Genomic DNA, 15,266 nt, shown 5'->3' with positions numbered 1-15,266 from the left:
TGTGAAGCCCTTGGGGAGCTTGTGACCAGGCCCGCCGAAGAAGGGCTGCCCCTGCCCGGTACCGCCGGGTAGGGTGCGGCCTCATGGGCGACAGCACGATACGTACGGCCCCGCGCAGCGGCGGAGGCACCAGCACGAGTGCGGCACAGGCCGGCAGCGGGCTCGGACAGCGGTTGTCCGGGATCGTCGTCGCGCTGGGCATCGTGCTGTTCCTCGGAGGGTTCGGCTGGGCAGCGGTGGTCTACCGGCCGTACACCGTGCCCACCACTTCGATGACGCCGACGATCGACGCCGGGGACCGGGTCCTCGGCCAGCGCATCGACGGCAGTGAGGTGCGCCGGGGCGACGTCGTCGTCTTCCGCGACAAGAGCTGGGTCACCAACGCGGACGTCGTCAAGCGCGTGGTCGCGGTCGGCGGCGACACGGTCGCCTGCTGCACCAACGGCAAGCTGACGGTCAACGGCAAGCAGATCGACGAGCCGTATCTGCCGGCGGGCAGCCTGGCCGAGCTCCAGGACTTCCCGACCGTCACCGTCCCGAAGGGCCGGCTCTTCCTCCTCGGCGACGAGCGCCAGGGCTCCCTGGACTCCACCGCCCACCTCACGGACGCGGCGCAGGGCACGGTGGCGCGCAGCGCCGTGAGCGCCCGGGTGGACGCCGTGATCTGGCCGATGAAGGGTCTGCTCAAGCGCCCGACCGGCTTCGAGACCCTGGGGACCCTCTCGCAGCCGGGTCCGCTGCGCATCGTCGAGTTCATGATCGTGGCCGGTGCCGTGCTGGTCCTCGCAGGCGGCGCCTACGGCCCGGTGGCGAACCTGCTGGGCCGCTCCCGCACCCGTGCCCGTACGGAGCCCGCCGGTGCCCGCTGAGGTGCTGTCGGAGGGCGGCCTGCGCAAGGTGGCCCGGGTGGTCCTGCTCGACCCCGAGGACCGCATCCTGCTTCTGCACGGCCACGAGCCGGAGGACCCGGCCGACGACTGGTGGTTCACACCCGGCGGCGGCCTGGAGGGCGACGAGACCCGTGAGCAGGCCGCTCTGCGGGAACTCGCCGAGGAGACCGGCATCACGGACGTCGAACTCGGCCCGGTGCTGTGGCGGCGGACGTGCTCCTTCCCGTTCGCGGGCCGCCGCTGGGACCAGGACGAGTGGTACTACCTGGCCCGTACGACGCAGACGGCCATCGATGTCACGGGCCTGACCGACCTGGAGCGGCGCAGTGTGGCCGGAGCACGTTGGTGGACGTGCCGGGAACTGACCCGGTCACATGAGACGGTGTATCCGACCAGACTCGCCGAGCTGTTCCGTAGGCTGCTCGACGAAGGTCCCCCCGCCGGGCCCGTCACCCTTGACACGGAAATCGTCTAGGGGCGCGCGGGACTGGCGCACAATGGTGGGATCGCACGGCTGAAGGGGAACATGCCATGAGCGCCGAGGACCTCGAAAAGTACGAGACCGAGATGGAGCTGAAGCTCTACCGGGAGTACCGCGATGTCGTCGGTCTGTTCAAATACGTGATCGAGACCGAGCGGCGCTTCTACCTCACCAACGACTACGAGATGCAGGTGCACTCGGTCCAGGGTGAGGTGTTCTTCGAGGTGTCGATGGCGGATGCCTGGGTCTGGGACATGTACCGGCCGGCCCGTTTCGTGAAGCAGGTCCGTGTCCTCACGTTCAAGGACGTGAACATCGAGGAGTTGAACAAGACCGACCTGGAACTTCCGGGCGGCTGAGCCCTGGGGCGTGGTCCCGGTGTGGTCGCTCGTGTGGGTGACGGGGTTGTCCACAACCGCTGAGTAACTCACCAAGATCAACTACTTGGCGGGGAATGCGTGACGGTTGGCGCCGGAGGTGGTGCCGACATGAACACGAATCGGGCACGCAGTGCACTCGGCAAGTACGGCGAGACGCTGGCCGCGCGGCGGCTGGCCGAGGCCGGTCTGACGGTCCTGGAGCGCAACTGGCGCTGCGGCAGGACGGGCGAGATCGACATCGTGGCGCGGGACGGGGACGTCCTGGTCGTCTGCGAGGTGAAGACCCGGCGGGCGGGTGTCTTCGAGCACCCCATGGCCGCGGTCTCCCCGGAGAAGGCACAGCGCTTGCGCGGCCTCGCCGAACACTGGATCCACGCACACGGAGGGGCACCCCCGGGCGGCGTCCGCATCGACGTGGTCGGCGTGCTCCTGCCGCAGCGCGGGGCACCCGTGGTCGAGCACGTCCGGGGGGTGGCGTGAGATGGGGTTCGCGCGAACCTGCTCGGTGGCGCTGGTGGGCGTCGAGGGCGTGGTGGTCGAGGTCCAGGCCGACCTGGAGCCCGGGGTGGCGGCCTTCGCGCTGGTGGGGCTGCCGGACAAGAGCCTGACGGAGAGCCGGGACCGGGTCCGGGCGGCGGTGGTGAACTCCGGTGCTTCCTGGCCCTCGAAGAAGCTCACCGTCGGGCTGAGCCCGGCGTCCGTGCCGAAGAGCGGCAGCGGCTTCGACCTCGCGGTCGCCGCGGCCGTGCTCGGGGCGGCCGAGCGGATCGATCCCCGGGTGCTCGCCGAGATCGTGATGATCGGCGAGCTGGGCCTGGACGGCCGGGTCCGGCCGGTCCGGGGCATCCTGCCCGCCGTGCTTGCCGCCGCCGACGCCGGGTACGAGCAGGTGGTGGTGCCGGAGAGCGCGGTGCCGGAGGCCTCCCTGGTGCCGGGGGTGTCCGTGCTGGGCGTCCGCAGTCTGCGCCAGCTGATCGCGGTCCTCACCGACGAACCGGTGCCCGACGAGGAGCCCGTCCCCGGCGAGATCCGCCCGGACCCGTTCCTGGCCGGGCTCGCCCTCCCCGGCATGGGACTGGGCACCGGTATGGTCACCGGCGACCACGCACCCGACCTCGCGGACGTCGCCGGGCAGCACGTGGCCCGGGCCGCTCTGGAGGTGGCCGCGGCCGGACGCCATCACGTCTTCTTCAAGGGCCCGCCCGGCGCCGGCAAGACCATGCTGGCCGAGCGGCTGCCGGGGCTGCTGCCCGAGCTGGGCCGGCAGGAGTCCCTTGAGGTCACCGCCGTCCACTCGGTCGCCGGGATGCTGCCACCCGGCCACCCCCTGGTCGACAAACCGCCCTACTGCTCCCCGCACCACTCGGCCACCATGGCCTCCCTGGTCGGCGGCGGAACCAGCCTGCCGCGCCCCGGAGCGGTGTCCCTGGCCCACCATGGCGTGCTCTTCCTGGACGAGGCCGCCGAGTTCCACAGCAGCGTCCTGGACGCCCTGCGCCAGCCCCTGGAGTCGGGCCACGTCGTCATCGCCCGGGCCGCCGGGATACTGCGGATGCCGGCGAGGTTCCTCATGGTCCTGGCCGCGAACCCCTGTCCCTGCGGCCGGCACGGCACCCCCGGCGACGTCTGCGAGTGCCGGCCCTCCTCGATCAAGCGGTACCGGGCCCGGCTCTCCGGCCCCCTGATGGACCGCGTGGACCTCAGGGTGGCCGTCGAACCGGTGTCCAGGGAGGAGCTGCTGCGGCTCCACACCGGTGCCGAGCCCTCCGCCGCCGTGGCCGACCGGGTGCGCACGGCCCGGGAGCGGGCCGCCCACCGCTACGACGGGCTGCCCTGGCGCACCAACAGCGAGGTCCCCGGCCACGAGCTCCGCACCCGCTGGCACGTCCGGCCGGGCGCGCTCGCCAAGGCCGAGCTGGACCTCGACCGGGGCCTGCTCACCGCTCGCGGCCTGGACCGGGTGCTCCGGGTCGCCTGGACCCTGGCCGACCTGGCGGGCCGCGACCGGCCCTCGGCCAACGACGTCAACCTGGCCCTGGAGCTGCGCACCGGCGTCCGGCGCGGCGCGGTCCTGGAAGGGATCGCCACATGAGCGACGCCGAGCAGCTCGCCCGGGTCTTCCTGGCCCGGGTCGTCGAGCCCGGCGACGAGGCCGCCGGGCGATGGGTGCGGGAGCGGGGCGTGCACGAGGTGGCGGGCCGGCTGCGCGACGGGGGACAGGCCCTGCCGGGCATCGGCGGCAAGCGGTGGGCGGGGCTGCTGGCCCGGGCGGCGCAGGCCGACCCCCGGGCGGACCTCGCGGTCGCGCGGGAGGCGGGTGCGCGGTTCGTGTGCCCCGGCGACGCCGAGTGGCCCAGCCAGCTCGACGACCTCGGCGACGCCCGTCCGCTCGGCCTGTGGGTGCGCGGCCTGCCCAGTCTGCGCATGTGGGCGCTCCGGGCCGTCGCCGTCGTCGGGGCCCGGGCCTGCACCGAGTACGGCGCCCACATGGCGGCCGTCCTCGCCGCGGGGCTCGCCGAGCGCGGCTGGGTGGTGGTGTCCGGCGGCGCCTACGGCGTCGACGGCGCCGCCCACCGCGGAGCCCTCGGCGCCGGCGGGGCCACCGTCGCCGTGCTGGCCTGCGGGGTCGACCGGCCCTACCCCCGGGGCCACACCGAGTTGATCAACAGGATCGCCGAACAGGGACTGGTGGTGGGGGAGTTGCCGCCCGGCGAGCACCCCACACCGAGCAGGTTCGTGCTCCGCAACCGGGTCATCGCGGCGCTCACCAGGGGCACCGTCGTCGTGGAGGCCGCCCATCGCAGCGGCTCGCTGGTCACCGCGCGGGCGGCGCAGCGCCTCGGCCGGTTCACCATGGGCGTGCCAGGACCGGCCACCAGCGGCCTCTCGGCCGGGGTGCACGAGCTGCTCCGCGCGGAGGCCGTGCTGGTCACCGACGCCGCGGAGGTCGTCGAACTCGTGGGCGACATGGGCGAGCTGGCCCCGGCCAGACGCGGCCCCGTCCTCCCGCGTGACCTGCTGGAACCCGCTGCCCGGCAGGTCCTGGCCGCCCTGCCCGGGAACCGGCCGGCCTCACCCGAAGAGGTGGCACGCGGCGCGCAGACGTCCGAGGACGAGGCCGTCGCGAGACTGTACGAACTCCGAGCACTTGGTTACGTCGAACGACACGGCGACGGCTGGAAGTTGACACGCCAGGCGATGATCTCGGTCCGGGCCGGTCGGAGCCGGTGCTGACCGAGCGTGTTCGGCCGTCCGGGGGAACCCCCGACGCCCTTGGGAATTCCCGGAGTTGACACTTCCGGCCGATCACGCAGAGCGACGCGCCGAGCGCGGTGGGGCGCGCCGTACAGGGGGTTCGCGCAGGGGTGGAGCCTGACTGTTCGCGCACCGCGACTCCCCAGTCACGCTACGCTCACGAAAGGCCTGGCGCAGAACGTGCCAACCGACATGAGAACGACACCTCGCCCAACCATCGCTTTCACTCCCCGCTCACCGCAGTTCACGGCACGTCACAGCACTTCCTGGCACTTCACGGCAGAACGGCACAAGGCGACGAATGCCCCAGCACACCTCCGGGTCCGACCGGGCGGCGATCCCCCCAGCCGCCCGCGACGGTGGCAGAGTGCGGCCGCCCGCTCCCTCGACGCTCGACGAGCTGTGGCGGTCGTACAAGGCGACGGGGGACGACCGGCTGCGGGAACAGCTGATCCTGCACTACTCGCCGCTGGTCAAGTACGTGGCCGGGCGGGTGAGCGTGGGTCTGCCGCCCAACGTGGAACAGGCCGACTTCGTCTCCTCCGGAGTGTTCGGGCTCATCGACGCGATCGAGAAGTTCGACGTCGACCGCGAGATCAAGTTCGAGACGTACGCGATCACCCGGATCCGGGGCGCGATGATCGACGAGCTGCGGGCGCTGGACTGGATCCCGCGCTCGGTCCGGCAGAAGGCGCGGAACGTGGAGCGGGCCTACGCCACGCTGGAGGCGCGGCTGCGGCGCACGCCCTCGGAGGGCGAGGTGGCCGCCGAACTGGGCATCGAGGTGGACGAACTCCACGCCGTCTTCAGCCAGCTGTCGCTGGCCAACGTGGTGGCGCTGGAGGAGTTGCTGCACGTCGGGGGCGAGGGCGGCGACGGGCTGAGCGTGATGGACACGCTGGAGGACACCGCCGCGGACAACCCCGTGGAGGTGGCCGAGGACCGGGAGCTGCGGCGGTTCCTGGCGCGGGCGATCAACACGCTGCCGGAGCGGGAGAAGACGGTGGTGACCCTCTACTACTACGAGGGGCTCACCCTCGCCGAGATCGGGAACGTGCTCGGGGTCACCGAGAGCCGGGTGAGCCAGATCCACACCAAGTCGGTGCTGCAGCTGCGGGCGAAGCTGGCGAGTTTCGGCCGTTGAGCGCGGGCCGGCGGGGGTTTTCGGCCGTCGTCGGCGGCCGGGCGGGCCGCGTCCCGGTCGTACTGCCTCCCGTCCGGCCCGGCGCATCCGTAAAGTGGTTGACGTGCCAAGGATTCGAGCGGCCTCCGTGGCCGAGCACCGGTCGATGCAGCGAGCCGCCCTGCTGGACGCGGCGCGGTCCCTCCTGTCCGAGGGCGGGACGGAGGCGCTGACCTTCCCCGCGCTCGCCGAGCGCACGGGGCTGGCCCGGTCGTCCGTGTACGAGTACTTCCGGTCCCGCGCCGCCGTGGTCGAGGAGCTCTGCGAGGTCGACTTCCCCGTGTGGGCGGCGGAGGTCGAGGCGGCGATGGAGCGGGCGGGCTCCGCCGACGGCAAGGTCGAGGCGTATGTGCGGCAGCAGCTGGCCCTGGTCGGGGACCGGCGGCACCGCGCGGTGGTCGCGATCTCGGCGAGCGAGCTGGACACGGGGGCGCGGGAGAAGATCAGGGCCGCGCACGGCGGGCTGGTCGCGATGATCGTGGAGGCGCTGGGAGAGCTGGGGCATGGGCAGCCCCGGCTCGCGGCGATGCTGGTGCAGGGGGTTGTGGATGCCGCGGTCCGGCGGATCGAGCTGGGGGCGGCGGAGGACCCGGTGGTGATCACTGAGGCGGCCGTGGCGATGGCGCTGCGGGGTGTGCGGGGCTGACGCGGGTTGGGGCCGGGGGGTGGGGTCGCTTACCGGCGCCGGCCGGGTGCCGCTGCGCCCACCCGTGCCGCCCTGCGGCACGCCTGCCCGCAGTTGAGTAGCTGAAAAGGGGCGGCTGGACAGCGCCCCTTCAGGGGCGCGGGGAACTGCGCGAGCAACCCCCACGCACCCGCAGTCGCGCGACCGGCCCCGACCGCCCCTATGGCAGCGGAACTCCCCACACCGGCAGCAGTCTCGACGGCCCCCGGTCCCGCAGCCACGGCGGCAACAGCAGCAACGGGTCCACGTACACGTCCCCCCTGAGCAGTCCCCAGTGCACACACGAACGGGCACCGCAGTGCGCGCCCCCCGGTTCCACCGTGCCCACCACCTCGCCCGCCGCCACCACCTCCCCCTTCTGCACCGTCGCCGTCACCGGCTCGTACGTCGTGCGCAGGTCCGTCCCCGCCAGCGCCACCGACACCACACCCCTCCCCGCGACCCGCCCCGCATAGGAGACCCGTCCCGCCGCCACCGCCCGTACCGGCTCTCCGGCGGACGCCCCCACGTCGACGCCCCGGTGCCCGGGGCCGTACACCGTCGCCGGTGGTTCCCAGCCGCGCAGGACCGGTGGCCGTACCCCCACCGGCCAGGCGCGGCCGATCGCCGGCACGGGTGCGGCAGGGGGCGGCGGACCGTCTGTCCCCACCCAGGCCCGGGCCGCAGTCGCTCCCAAAGCCAGCGACAACGCCGTCGCCGCCCCCATCCATCGCATCGCGCGTCGCATGACCAACATGGTCAAACCGTCCCGCAGCCCCGCCGATCATGGCCGGTACCTGTGGATTACTCCCGAGTTGTGGACAGTGGCGTCACCCGGTACCCCGCCGGTCCCGTACACTTCTGTTGGCGATCCGGGTCACCGGGTCGACTTCGCACGCCCCGACATCTGGCCATCAAAAGCAGGTGTCAGCGCTTCTCGGTCCTTCGCGGCACAGCGCACACGGGCGTCAGGCGCGGGAGCCGTCCGGCATCCGCGGCACAACCGAGAACACCAAGGAGTACGGCCATGGCCGTCGTCACGATGCGGGAGCTGCTGGAAAGCGGCGTCCACTTCGGTCACCAGACCCGTCGCTGGAACCCGAAGATGAAGCGCTTCATCTTCACCGAGCGCAACGGCATCTACATCATCGACCTGCTCCAGTCGCTGTCGTACATCGACCGCGCCTACGAGTTCGTCAAGGAGACCGTCGCCCACGGCGGCACGGTCATGTTCGTCGGCACGAAGAAGCAGGCGCAGGAGGCCATCGCCGAGCAGGCCACCCGCGTCGGCATGCCCTTCGTCAACCAGCGCTGGCTGGGCGGCATGCTCACCAACTTCTCGACCGTCTACAAGCGTCTGCAGCGCCTCAAGGAGCTCGAGCAGATCGACTTCGAGGACGTCGCCGCGTCGGGTCTGACCAAGAAGGAACTTCTCGTGCTCTCGCGCGAGAAGGCCAAGCTGGAGAAGACCCTCGGTGGTATCCGCGAGATGCAGAAGGTGCCCAGCGCCGTCTGGATCGTGGACACCAAGAAGGAGCACATCGCGGTCGGTGAGGCCCGGAAGCTCAACATCCCGGTCGTCGCGATCCTCGACACCAACTGCGACCCCGACGAGGTCGACTACAAGATCCCGGGCAACGACGACGCGATCCGCTCCGTCACCCTGCTCACCCGCGTGATCGCCGACGCGGTCGCCGAGGGCCTCATCTCCCGGTCCCGTGTCGCCACCGGCGACAAGGGCGAGAAGGCCGCGGGCGAGCCGCTCGCCGAGTGGGAGCGCGACCTGCTCGAGGGCGAGAAGAAGGCGGACGACGCCGAGGTCCAGACCTCCGCCGAGACCGAGAAGGTCGCCGACGCCGAGCAGGCCGAGGCTCCGGCTGCCGCTGAGGCCGCTGTCGAGGCTCCGGCTGCCGCCGAGGCTGCTGTCGAGGCTCCGGCCGCGGACGCCGAGCAGGCCTGACCCCTCTGCTGAAGCGTTGACGGTGGGGGCGGCGGCATGAACTCCGCCCCCACCGTTCATCCGTAGGTCAGCCAACGGTCCGCGATCCACCCCTGCAGGTGGAATCCGCACATGGAATCCATGGAATTCATGTGGATCGCAGACGCGCAGATCTTCGATCTTCCAGACTTCGAGAAAGACTTACAGACTCATGGCGAACTACACCGCCGCTGACGTCAAGAAGCTCCGCGAGCTCACCGGCGCCGGCATGATGGACTGCAAGAAGGCCCTGGACGAGGCCGAGGGCGACGTCGACAAGGCTGTCGAGGCGCTCCGCATCAAGGGCCAGAAGGGCGTCGCCAAGCGCGAGGGCCGCTCCGCCGAGAACGGCGCCGTGGTCTCGATCATCGCCGACGACAACTCCTCCGGCGTCCTCGTCGAGCTGAAGTGCGAGACGGACTTCGTCGCCAAGGGTGACAAGTTCCAGGCCGTCGCCAACACCATCGCCGAGCACGTCGCCAAGACCGCTCCGGCCGACCTGGAGGCGCTGCTCGCCTCCGAGATCGAGCCCGGCAAGACGGTCCAGGCGTTCGTGGACGAGGCCAACGCCAACCTCGGCGAGAAGATCGTCCTCGACCGCTTCGCGCAGTACGCCGACGGCTACGTGACCGCCTACATGCACCGCACGATGCCCGACCTGCCCCCGCAGATCGGTGTCCTCGTCGAGCTGGACAAGCCGAACGCCGAGATCGCCAAGGGCGTGGCCCAGCACATCGCCGCCTTCGCGCCGAAGTACCTGGCCAAGGAGGACGTGCCGGCCGAGGTCGTCGAGTCCGAGCGCCACATCGCCGAGGAGACCACCCGCGCCGAGGGCAAGCCCGAGGCCGCGATCGCCAAGATCGTCGAGGGTCGTCTGAACGGCTTCTTCAAGGACGCCACGCTGCTCGGCCAGCCGTACGCGCTCGACAACAAGAAGTCGGTCCAGAAGATTCTGGACGAGGCCGGTGTCACCCTGAAGCGCTTCGCGCGCATCAAGGTCGGCATCTGAGTCCGTACCGCGATCGACACGCGACCCACGGGGAAATCCCGATAGGGTCGGTCGACAGCAGTCGTCCGTACACACCGCCACACCCAGGGACGTGACGGACGGCGGCAGATCTGACGAGGAGGCCATTGCCGCGCATGGGCAGCGAAAAGCGACCCCACCGGCAATGGCCTTCTTCGTATGCGTATGTGCAACACGTGAAAGAGGCGGGATCTCCATGACCACCAAGGCCCAGAAGAGCGACGACGGCAAAGTACGCGGCCGGTTTCTGCTGAAGCTGTCCGGAGAGGCCTTCTCCGGTGGCGGGGGCCTGGGCGTGGACCCGGACGTGGTGCACAAGATCGCCCGTGAGATCGCGGCCGTCGTCCGCGACGGCGCGCAGGTCGCCGTCGTCATCGGCGGCGGCAACTTCTTCCGCGGCGCCGAACTCCAGCAGCGCGGCATGGACCGGGCCCGCTCCGACTACATGGGCATGCTCGGCACCGTCATGAACTGCCTCGCCCTCCAGGACTTCCTGGAGAAGGAGGGCATCGACAGCCGGGTGCAGACCGCGATCACCATGGGACAGGTCGCCGAGCCGTACATCCCGCTGCGCGCCGTGCGCCACCTGGAGAAGGGCCGTGTGGTCATCTTCGGTGCCGGTATGGGCATGCCGTACTTCTCCACCGACACCACCGCCGCCCAGCGCGCCCTGGAGATCGACGCCGAGGCGCTGCTCATGGGCAAGAACGGCGTGGACGGGGTCTACGACTCCGACCCCAAGACCAACCCCGACGCCGTCAAGTTCGACTCCCTCGGCTACGGCGAGGTCATCACCCGCGAGCTCAAGGTCGCCGACGCCACCGCGATCACGCTCTGCCGTGACAACAAGCTGCCGATCCTGGTGTTCGAGCTGGTGACGGAGGGCAATATCGCGCGCGCCGTCAAGGGTGAGAAGATCGGCACGCTGGTGGGTGACCAGGGCAGCCGGGACTGACCGGCAACGCCTGACGCACCCTGACCGGGGGATGGACAATGTCCTGCCGGTCGGGAACCGTCAGGGAATGAAGACGCGACGCAGCCGGCCGCCGCCCCGCAACGGAACCGCAGCCGGGCCTTACTCAAGACACGCAGGAGCAAGTGGTGATCGAAGAGACCCTCCTCGAAGCCGAGGAGAAGATGGAGAAGGCCGTCGTGGTCGCCAAGGAGGACTTCGCCGCGATCCGCACCGGCCGTGCGCACCCGGCGATGTTCAACAAGATCGTGGCCGACTACTACGGCGCGCCGACGCCGATCAACCAGCTGGCCTCGTTCTCCGTGCCGGAACCGCGCATGGCGGTCGTGACCCCGTTCGACAAGACGGCCCTGCGCAACATCGAGCAGGCCATCCGTGACTCGGACCTGGGCGTCAACCCGAGCAACGACGGCAACATCATCCGTGTGGTGTTCCCGGAGCTCACCGAGGAGCGCCGCCGCGACTACATCAAGGTCGCCAAGGGCAAGGCGGAGGACTCCAAGGTCTCCATCCGTTCCGTGCGCCGCAAGGCCAAGGACGCCATCGACAAGCTGATCAAGGACGGCGAGGTCGGCGAGGACGAGGGCCGTCGCGCCGAGAAGGAGCTCGACGACACCACCGCGAAGTACGTCGCGCAGGTGGACGAGCTCCTCAAGCACAAGGAAGCGGAGCTTCTCGAAGTCTGATGAACGACTCATCCTGGGGAGCCCCGCCGCAGACGGGCTCACCTGCCGGGCAGGCCGGATCACCGGCCGGGTACTGGGGACCGACCGATCAGGGCACCGGCCAGGGCTACGACCACGGCCACGGGCCGGACTCCGGCCAGGTGCCGGACGCAGGGCAGGGGTACGGCCAGGGGTATGGCCAGGGGTATGGCCCCGGCCCTGCCCAGGGGTACGGCCACGGTCCCGGTCAGGGGTACGACCTCGGTCGTACCCACGGCTATGACCAGGGGCATGTCCACGGAGCCGTCCCGGCGGGTCCCGCGTACGATGCGCAGAACGCGCAGCACACTCGCCCCATGCCCATCGTGCCCGACGACGTACCCGCGTACGGCTCAGACCAGGACGACGACCGGGGGGCCGCTCGGCTGAGCGGCCCCTTGTTCCGAGACGAGACGTTCCGCAACGACACCCCGTCGGCGCAGCCCCTGCCTCACGCGGCGGCGCCGCAGAATCCGGAGCCCATGCCCGACGTCCCACAGCCGACGCCCGCGCCGCAGAAGAAGAGCGCGGGACGCGACCTGGGTGCGGCCATAGGCGTCGGCGTCGGACTGGGCGTCGTGATCGTGGCGTCCCTGTTCGTCGTCAAGGCGGTCTTCGTCGGCGTCGTGGCGGTCGCGGTCGTGGTGGGCCTGTGGGAACTGACCAGCCGACTCCAGGAGCGCAAGGGCATCAAGGCGCCCCTGGTCCCGCTGGCGCTCGGCGGCGCCGCGATGGTGGTGGCCGGCTACGCCCGGGGTGCCGAGGGCGCCTGGGTCGCCCTGGCGCTCACCGGTCTCGCGATCCTGGTCTGGCGGATGACGGAACCGCCGGAGGGCTATCTCAAGGACGTCACGGCGGGTCTCTTCGCGGCGTTCTACGTCCCCTTCCTGGCGACGTTCGTCGCGATGATGCTCACCGCCGAGGACGGCCCCTTCCGGGTGCTGACCTTCCTGCTCCTCACGGTGGTCAGCGACACCGGCGCCTACGCGGTCGGCTGGCGCTTCGGCACCCACAAGCTCGCTCCGCGCATCAGCCCCGGCAAGACCCGCGAGGGCCTGGTCGGCGCGGTGCTGTTCGCGATGGTCGCGGGCGCGCTGTGCATGCAGTTCCTGATCGACGACGGCACCTGGTGGCAGGGCCTGCTGCTGGGCCTCGCGGTCGCGGCCAGCGCCACGCTCGGCGACCTCGGCGAGTCCATGATCAAGCGGGACCTGGGCATCAAGGACATGGGCACGCTACTCCCGGGCCACGGCGGCATCATGGACCGCCTGGACTCGCTGCTGCCGACGGCTCCGGTGGTGTGGTTGCTGATGGTGTTGTTCGTCGGGAGTGGGTGACGGCAGGCCATGGCGCCACGCCGCGGTAGCGGCAAGTCGATACAGCATGGACCGCCTGGACTCGCTGCTGCCGACGGCTCCGGTGGTGTGGTTGCTGATGGTGTTGTTCGTCGGGAGTGGCTGAGCTACAGAGACGTCGGCAGTGGCTGACGTACAGCTGTCGTAGGGGAGCCCCCGTCCTTCGCAGGGCGGGGGCTCGGCGGCATGTCGGCCCCGGATGACGCAGCAGAAATCGCATGGTCATGCCGGCCAGAGGCACACTCCCTGTGAGGACGCTGTGTCATCCGACGTGCAGGGAGTGTGCCCATGCCCCTCGACCCGGCCCCGGCCTCCACCCCGTCCCCGACCTCGCCTCCGCCGCCGGTGCGGTTCTGGCCCGTCGACGATCTGTCCGCGCTCGACCCGGACCCGTTCCTGGACGAGCTGCTGCGCGACGAGCCGGTCACCCGGATCAGACTCGCGCACGGCGAGGGGGACGCCTGGCTGGTCACCCGGTACGAGGACGTCCGCTTCGTCACCTCCGACCCGCGTTTCTCCCGGGAGGCGGTCGTCGGCCGCGACATCACGAGCATGCGCCCGGCGCCGGTGGCCTCCCAGACGGCGGGCCTCCAGTACATCGATCCGCCCCGGCACAACCGGCTGCGCCGGGTCGTCGCCCGGGCCTTCACCGGGCGGGCCATGCAGCGGCTGCGGCCGATGGCGGAGCGCCGGGCCGGCGAACTCCTCGACACGATGGAGGCCGCGGGCCCGCCGGCCGACCTCATGGAGTATCTGCACGGCCCCTTCCCGATCGCCGTGATCCGTGACTTCCTCGGCGTCGACGAGAAGGACTGGCACCGCTGGGCGGCCACCGGCGAGGCGCTGCTCTCCGCGGGCCCCGACGCCCAGGAGCGCGCCCGGGAGGCCGCCCGGGCCACCCGGGCCCGGATCGCCGAGCTGCTGCAGAGCCGCCGGGAGGAGCCCCGCGAGGATCTCGCCGGAGTGCTGGCCCAGGCCACCGCGGACGGCGAGATCACCGGCGACGAGGCGATCTCCCTGGCCACCGCCATCCAGGTCAGCGGAGGTCACGCGGTCCGCAACAACAGCGGCTCGATGATGTACGCGCTGCTCACCCACCCCAAGCACCTGGACCGGCTGCGCCGCGAGCCGGAGCTGCTGCCCAAGGCGGTGGACGAGCTGTTCCGCTACGTCCCGCACCGCAACGGCGTCGGCATCCCGCGCGTCGCCGTCGAGGACGTCGAGGTCGGCGGCCGGCTGATCCGGGCCGGCGAGGTCGTCTACAACGCCTACGTCGCCGCCAACCGCGACCCCGCCGTCTTCGACGACCCCGACGACCTGGACTTCGACCGCACCAACGGCCCCCACCTGGCCTTCGGCCACGGACCCCACCACTGCATGGCCGCGATCATGGCCCGCATGGAGGCCGAGACCATGATCGGCTCGGTACTCTCCCGCTTCCCCGGCATCCGCCTGGCCGTACCCCCCGAGGAGGTCGAGTTCCAGCGCCAGGGCCTGATCCGCGGACCGCGTACGCTGCCCGTGACCTGGTGACCGCAGAGGGCCGAGGCGGACCGAGGAGAGACCCCACCATGCTGACGACCACATACGTTCCCGGCGCCCCGAACTGGCTCGACGTGGGGACCCCGGACACCGGCGCGGGCGCCGCCTTCTACTCCGCCGTCTTCGGCTGGGAGCACCGGTCGGCCGGACCGGAGGCGGGCGGCTACGGCTTCTTCCAGCAGGACGGCAGGACGGTCGCCGGGATCGGCCCGCTCACCGAGGAGGGCGCGGCCTCGTCCTGGAGGGTGTACTTCCACACCCCGGACGCCGACGCCACCGCCAAGGCCGTGGAACAGGCGGGCGGCAGCGTCCGGATCGCTCCGGCGGACGTCTTCGCCTTCGGGCGGGCGGCCGCCTTCATCGACCCCACCGGCGCGGACTTCGCGGTCTGGCAACCGGGCGAGACCCAGGGCCTGGACCTGGTCGCGGTCCCGGGCAGCCTGTCCAGGACGGAGCTGTACACCACCGACGCGACCGCGGCGAAGGCGTTCTACGAGTCGGTCTTCTCCTGGCAGACGCGGGACGTGCCGATGGGCCCGGAACTGACCTACACGATCCTCACCCCGGCCGGCGCCGGCCCGGCGGCGGCCCACGGCGGGCTGATGCAACTGCCCCAGGCCAACCTCGACGCCGGATCCACCCCGGAATGGCACCCGTACTTCGAGGTGAGCGACTGCGACGCCACGTTCGCCAGGGCCACCGAGGCCGGAGCCACCGTCCTCATCCCGGTCGCCGAGGCACCGGGCATCGGCCGCTTCGCCATGTTCCTCGACCCCTTCGGCGCCCCCTTCGCCATCATCACCACCGCCGTGCGCTGAGCCCCCGGTCCCCCGC

At 71.2% G+C, this 15,266-nt stretch carries 17 protein-coding genes; 15 read left to right on the top strand and 2 right to left on the bottom strand.

The annotated features are described in order from the left end of the window. Positions 1-83: 83 nt before the first annotated feature. The 8 genes from lepB (at position 84) to KVT45_RS14060 (ending at position 6,835) form a co-directional block, all read left to right on the top strand. Positions 84-869, top strand: coding sequence for a signal peptidase I (gene lepB, locus KVT45_RS14095; RefSeq protein ID WP_217547444.1), 786 nt, complete (start codon positions 84-86; stop codon positions 867-869). Then, positions 859-1,365 carry an NUDIX hydrolase gene (locus tag KVT45_RS14090; RefSeq protein ID WP_217547442.1) on the top strand — a complete coding sequence of 169 codons (507 nt, stop codon included), beginning with the start codon at positions 859-861 and terminating at the stop codon, positions 1,363-1,365. Before lepB ends, KVT45_RS14090 begins: the two co-directional genes overlap by 11 nt. Positions 1,366-1,421: 56 nt before the next feature. Continuing rightward, positions 1,422-1,730, top strand: coding sequence for a DUF2469 domain-containing protein (locus KVT45_RS14085; RefSeq protein ID WP_008745401.1), 309 nt, complete (start codon positions 1,422-1,424; stop codon positions 1,728-1,730). Positions 1,731-1,859: 129 nt separating this feature from the next. Then, positions 1,860-2,231, top strand: a complete 372-nt coding sequence (locus KVT45_RS14080) for a YraN family protein (protein ID WP_217547441.1) — start codon at positions 1,860-1,862, stop codon at positions 2,229-2,231. 1 nt (position 2,232) lies between these two features. After that, positions 2,233-3,843 carry a YifB family Mg chelatase-like AAA ATPase gene (locus KVT45_RS14075; RefSeq protein ID WP_217547439.1) on the top strand — a complete coding sequence of 537 codons (1,611 nt, stop codon included), beginning with the start codon at positions 2,233-2,235 and terminating at the stop codon, positions 3,841-3,843. Continuing rightward, complete coding sequence (gene dprA, locus KVT45_RS14070) at positions 3,840-4,985, top strand: DNA-processing protein DprA (RefSeq protein WP_217547437.1); 1,146 nt, start codon at positions 3,840-3,842, stop codon at positions 4,983-4,985. The genes KVT45_RS14075 and dprA overlap by 4 nt, the downstream gene beginning before the upstream one ends. Before the next feature lie 322 nt (positions 4,986-5,307). Continuing rightward, positions 5,308-6,150, top strand: a complete 843-nt coding sequence (gene whiG, locus KVT45_RS14065) for an RNA polymerase sigma factor WhiG (protein ID WP_217547435.1) — start codon at positions 5,308-5,310, stop codon at positions 6,148-6,150. Between the two features lie 127 nt (positions 6,151-6,277). Further along, a complete protein-coding gene (locus KVT45_RS14060; protein WP_217547771.1) occupies positions 6,278-6,835 on the top strand; it encodes a TetR/AcrR family transcriptional regulator in 558 nt (185 codons plus the stop codon). 199 nt (positions 6,836-7,034) lie between these two features. Here the strand turns inward: KVT45_RS14060 and KVT45_RS14055 are convergent, their stop codons facing one another. Next, positions 7,035-7,601 (bottom strand): murein hydrolase activator EnvC, encoded by a 567-nt coding sequence (locus tag KVT45_RS14055; protein ID WP_254646766.1) that lies wholly within the window; start codon positions 7,599-7,601, stop codon positions 7,035-7,037. A gap of 279 nt (positions 7,602-7,880) precedes the next feature. Between KVT45_RS14055 and rpsB the strand changes: the two genes are divergently transcribed. The 4 genes from rpsB (at position 7,881) to frr (ending at position 11,517) form a co-directional block, all read left to right on the top strand. After that, on the top strand, positions 7,881-8,813 hold the full coding sequence (rpsB, locus tag KVT45_RS14050; RefSeq protein WP_217547433.1) for a 30S ribosomal protein S2: 933 nt from the start codon (positions 7,881-7,883) through the stop codon (positions 8,811-8,813). Between the two features lie 190 nt (positions 8,814-9,003). After that, positions 9,004-9,840 carry a translation elongation factor Ts gene (gene tsf / locus KVT45_RS14045; RefSeq protein WP_217547432.1) on the top strand — a complete coding sequence of 279 codons (837 nt, stop codon included), beginning with the start codon at positions 9,004-9,006 and terminating at the stop codon, positions 9,838-9,840. A gap of 214 nt (positions 9,841-10,054) precedes the next feature. Next, entirely contained in the window at positions 10,055-10,813 is a 759-nt protein-coding gene (pyrH, locus tag KVT45_RS14040; RefSeq protein WP_089098487.1) for a UMP kinase, read from the top strand. Positions 10,814-10,959: 146 nt separating this feature from the next. Beyond that, positions 10,960-11,517: a ribosome recycling factor gene (frr, locus tag KVT45_RS14035; protein WP_089098486.1), complete on the top strand. Its 558-nt coding sequence runs from the start codon at positions 10,960-10,962 to the stop codon at positions 11,515-11,517. Between the two features lie 59 nt (positions 11,518-11,576). Here the strand turns inward: frr and KVT45_RS14030 are convergent, their stop codons facing one another. Continuing rightward, on the bottom strand, positions 11,577-11,843 hold the full coding sequence (locus tag KVT45_RS14030) for a hypothetical protein (RefSeq protein ID WP_217547430.1): 267 nt from the start codon (positions 11,841-11,843) through the stop codon (positions 11,577-11,579). A 9-nt stretch (positions 11,844-11,852) separates the two neighbouring features. On the opposite strand from KVT45_RS14030, the gene KVT45_RS14025 reads away from it, so the two are divergent. From KVT45_RS14025 to KVT45_RS14015, 3 genes are all read left to right on the top strand, one after another. Next, entirely contained in the window at positions 11,853-12,872 is a 1,020-nt protein-coding gene (locus tag KVT45_RS14025; RefSeq protein ID WP_217547428.1) for a phosphatidate cytidylyltransferase, read from the top strand. Positions 12,873-13,178: 306 nt separating this feature from the next. Continuing rightward, positions 13,179-14,423, top strand: a complete 1,245-nt coding sequence (locus KVT45_RS14020; protein ID WP_217547426.1) for a cytochrome P450 — start codon at positions 13,179-13,181, stop codon at positions 14,421-14,423. Positions 14,424-14,461: 38 nt separating this feature from the next. Continuing rightward, complete coding sequence (locus KVT45_RS14015; protein ID WP_217547425.1) at positions 14,462-15,250, top strand: VOC family protein; 789 nt, start codon at positions 14,462-14,464, stop codon at positions 15,248-15,250. Positions 15,251-15,266 lie beyond the last annotated feature (16 nt).

Source organism: Streptomyces sp. GbtcB6 (genome assembly GCF_019091475.1).
In the GTDB taxonomy this organism is placed as follows: Bacteria; Actinomycetota; Actinomycetes; order Streptomycetales; family Streptomycetaceae; genus Streptomyces; species Streptomyces hyaluromycini.
This window is presented reverse-complemented; position numbering and strand designations above follow the sequence as displayed.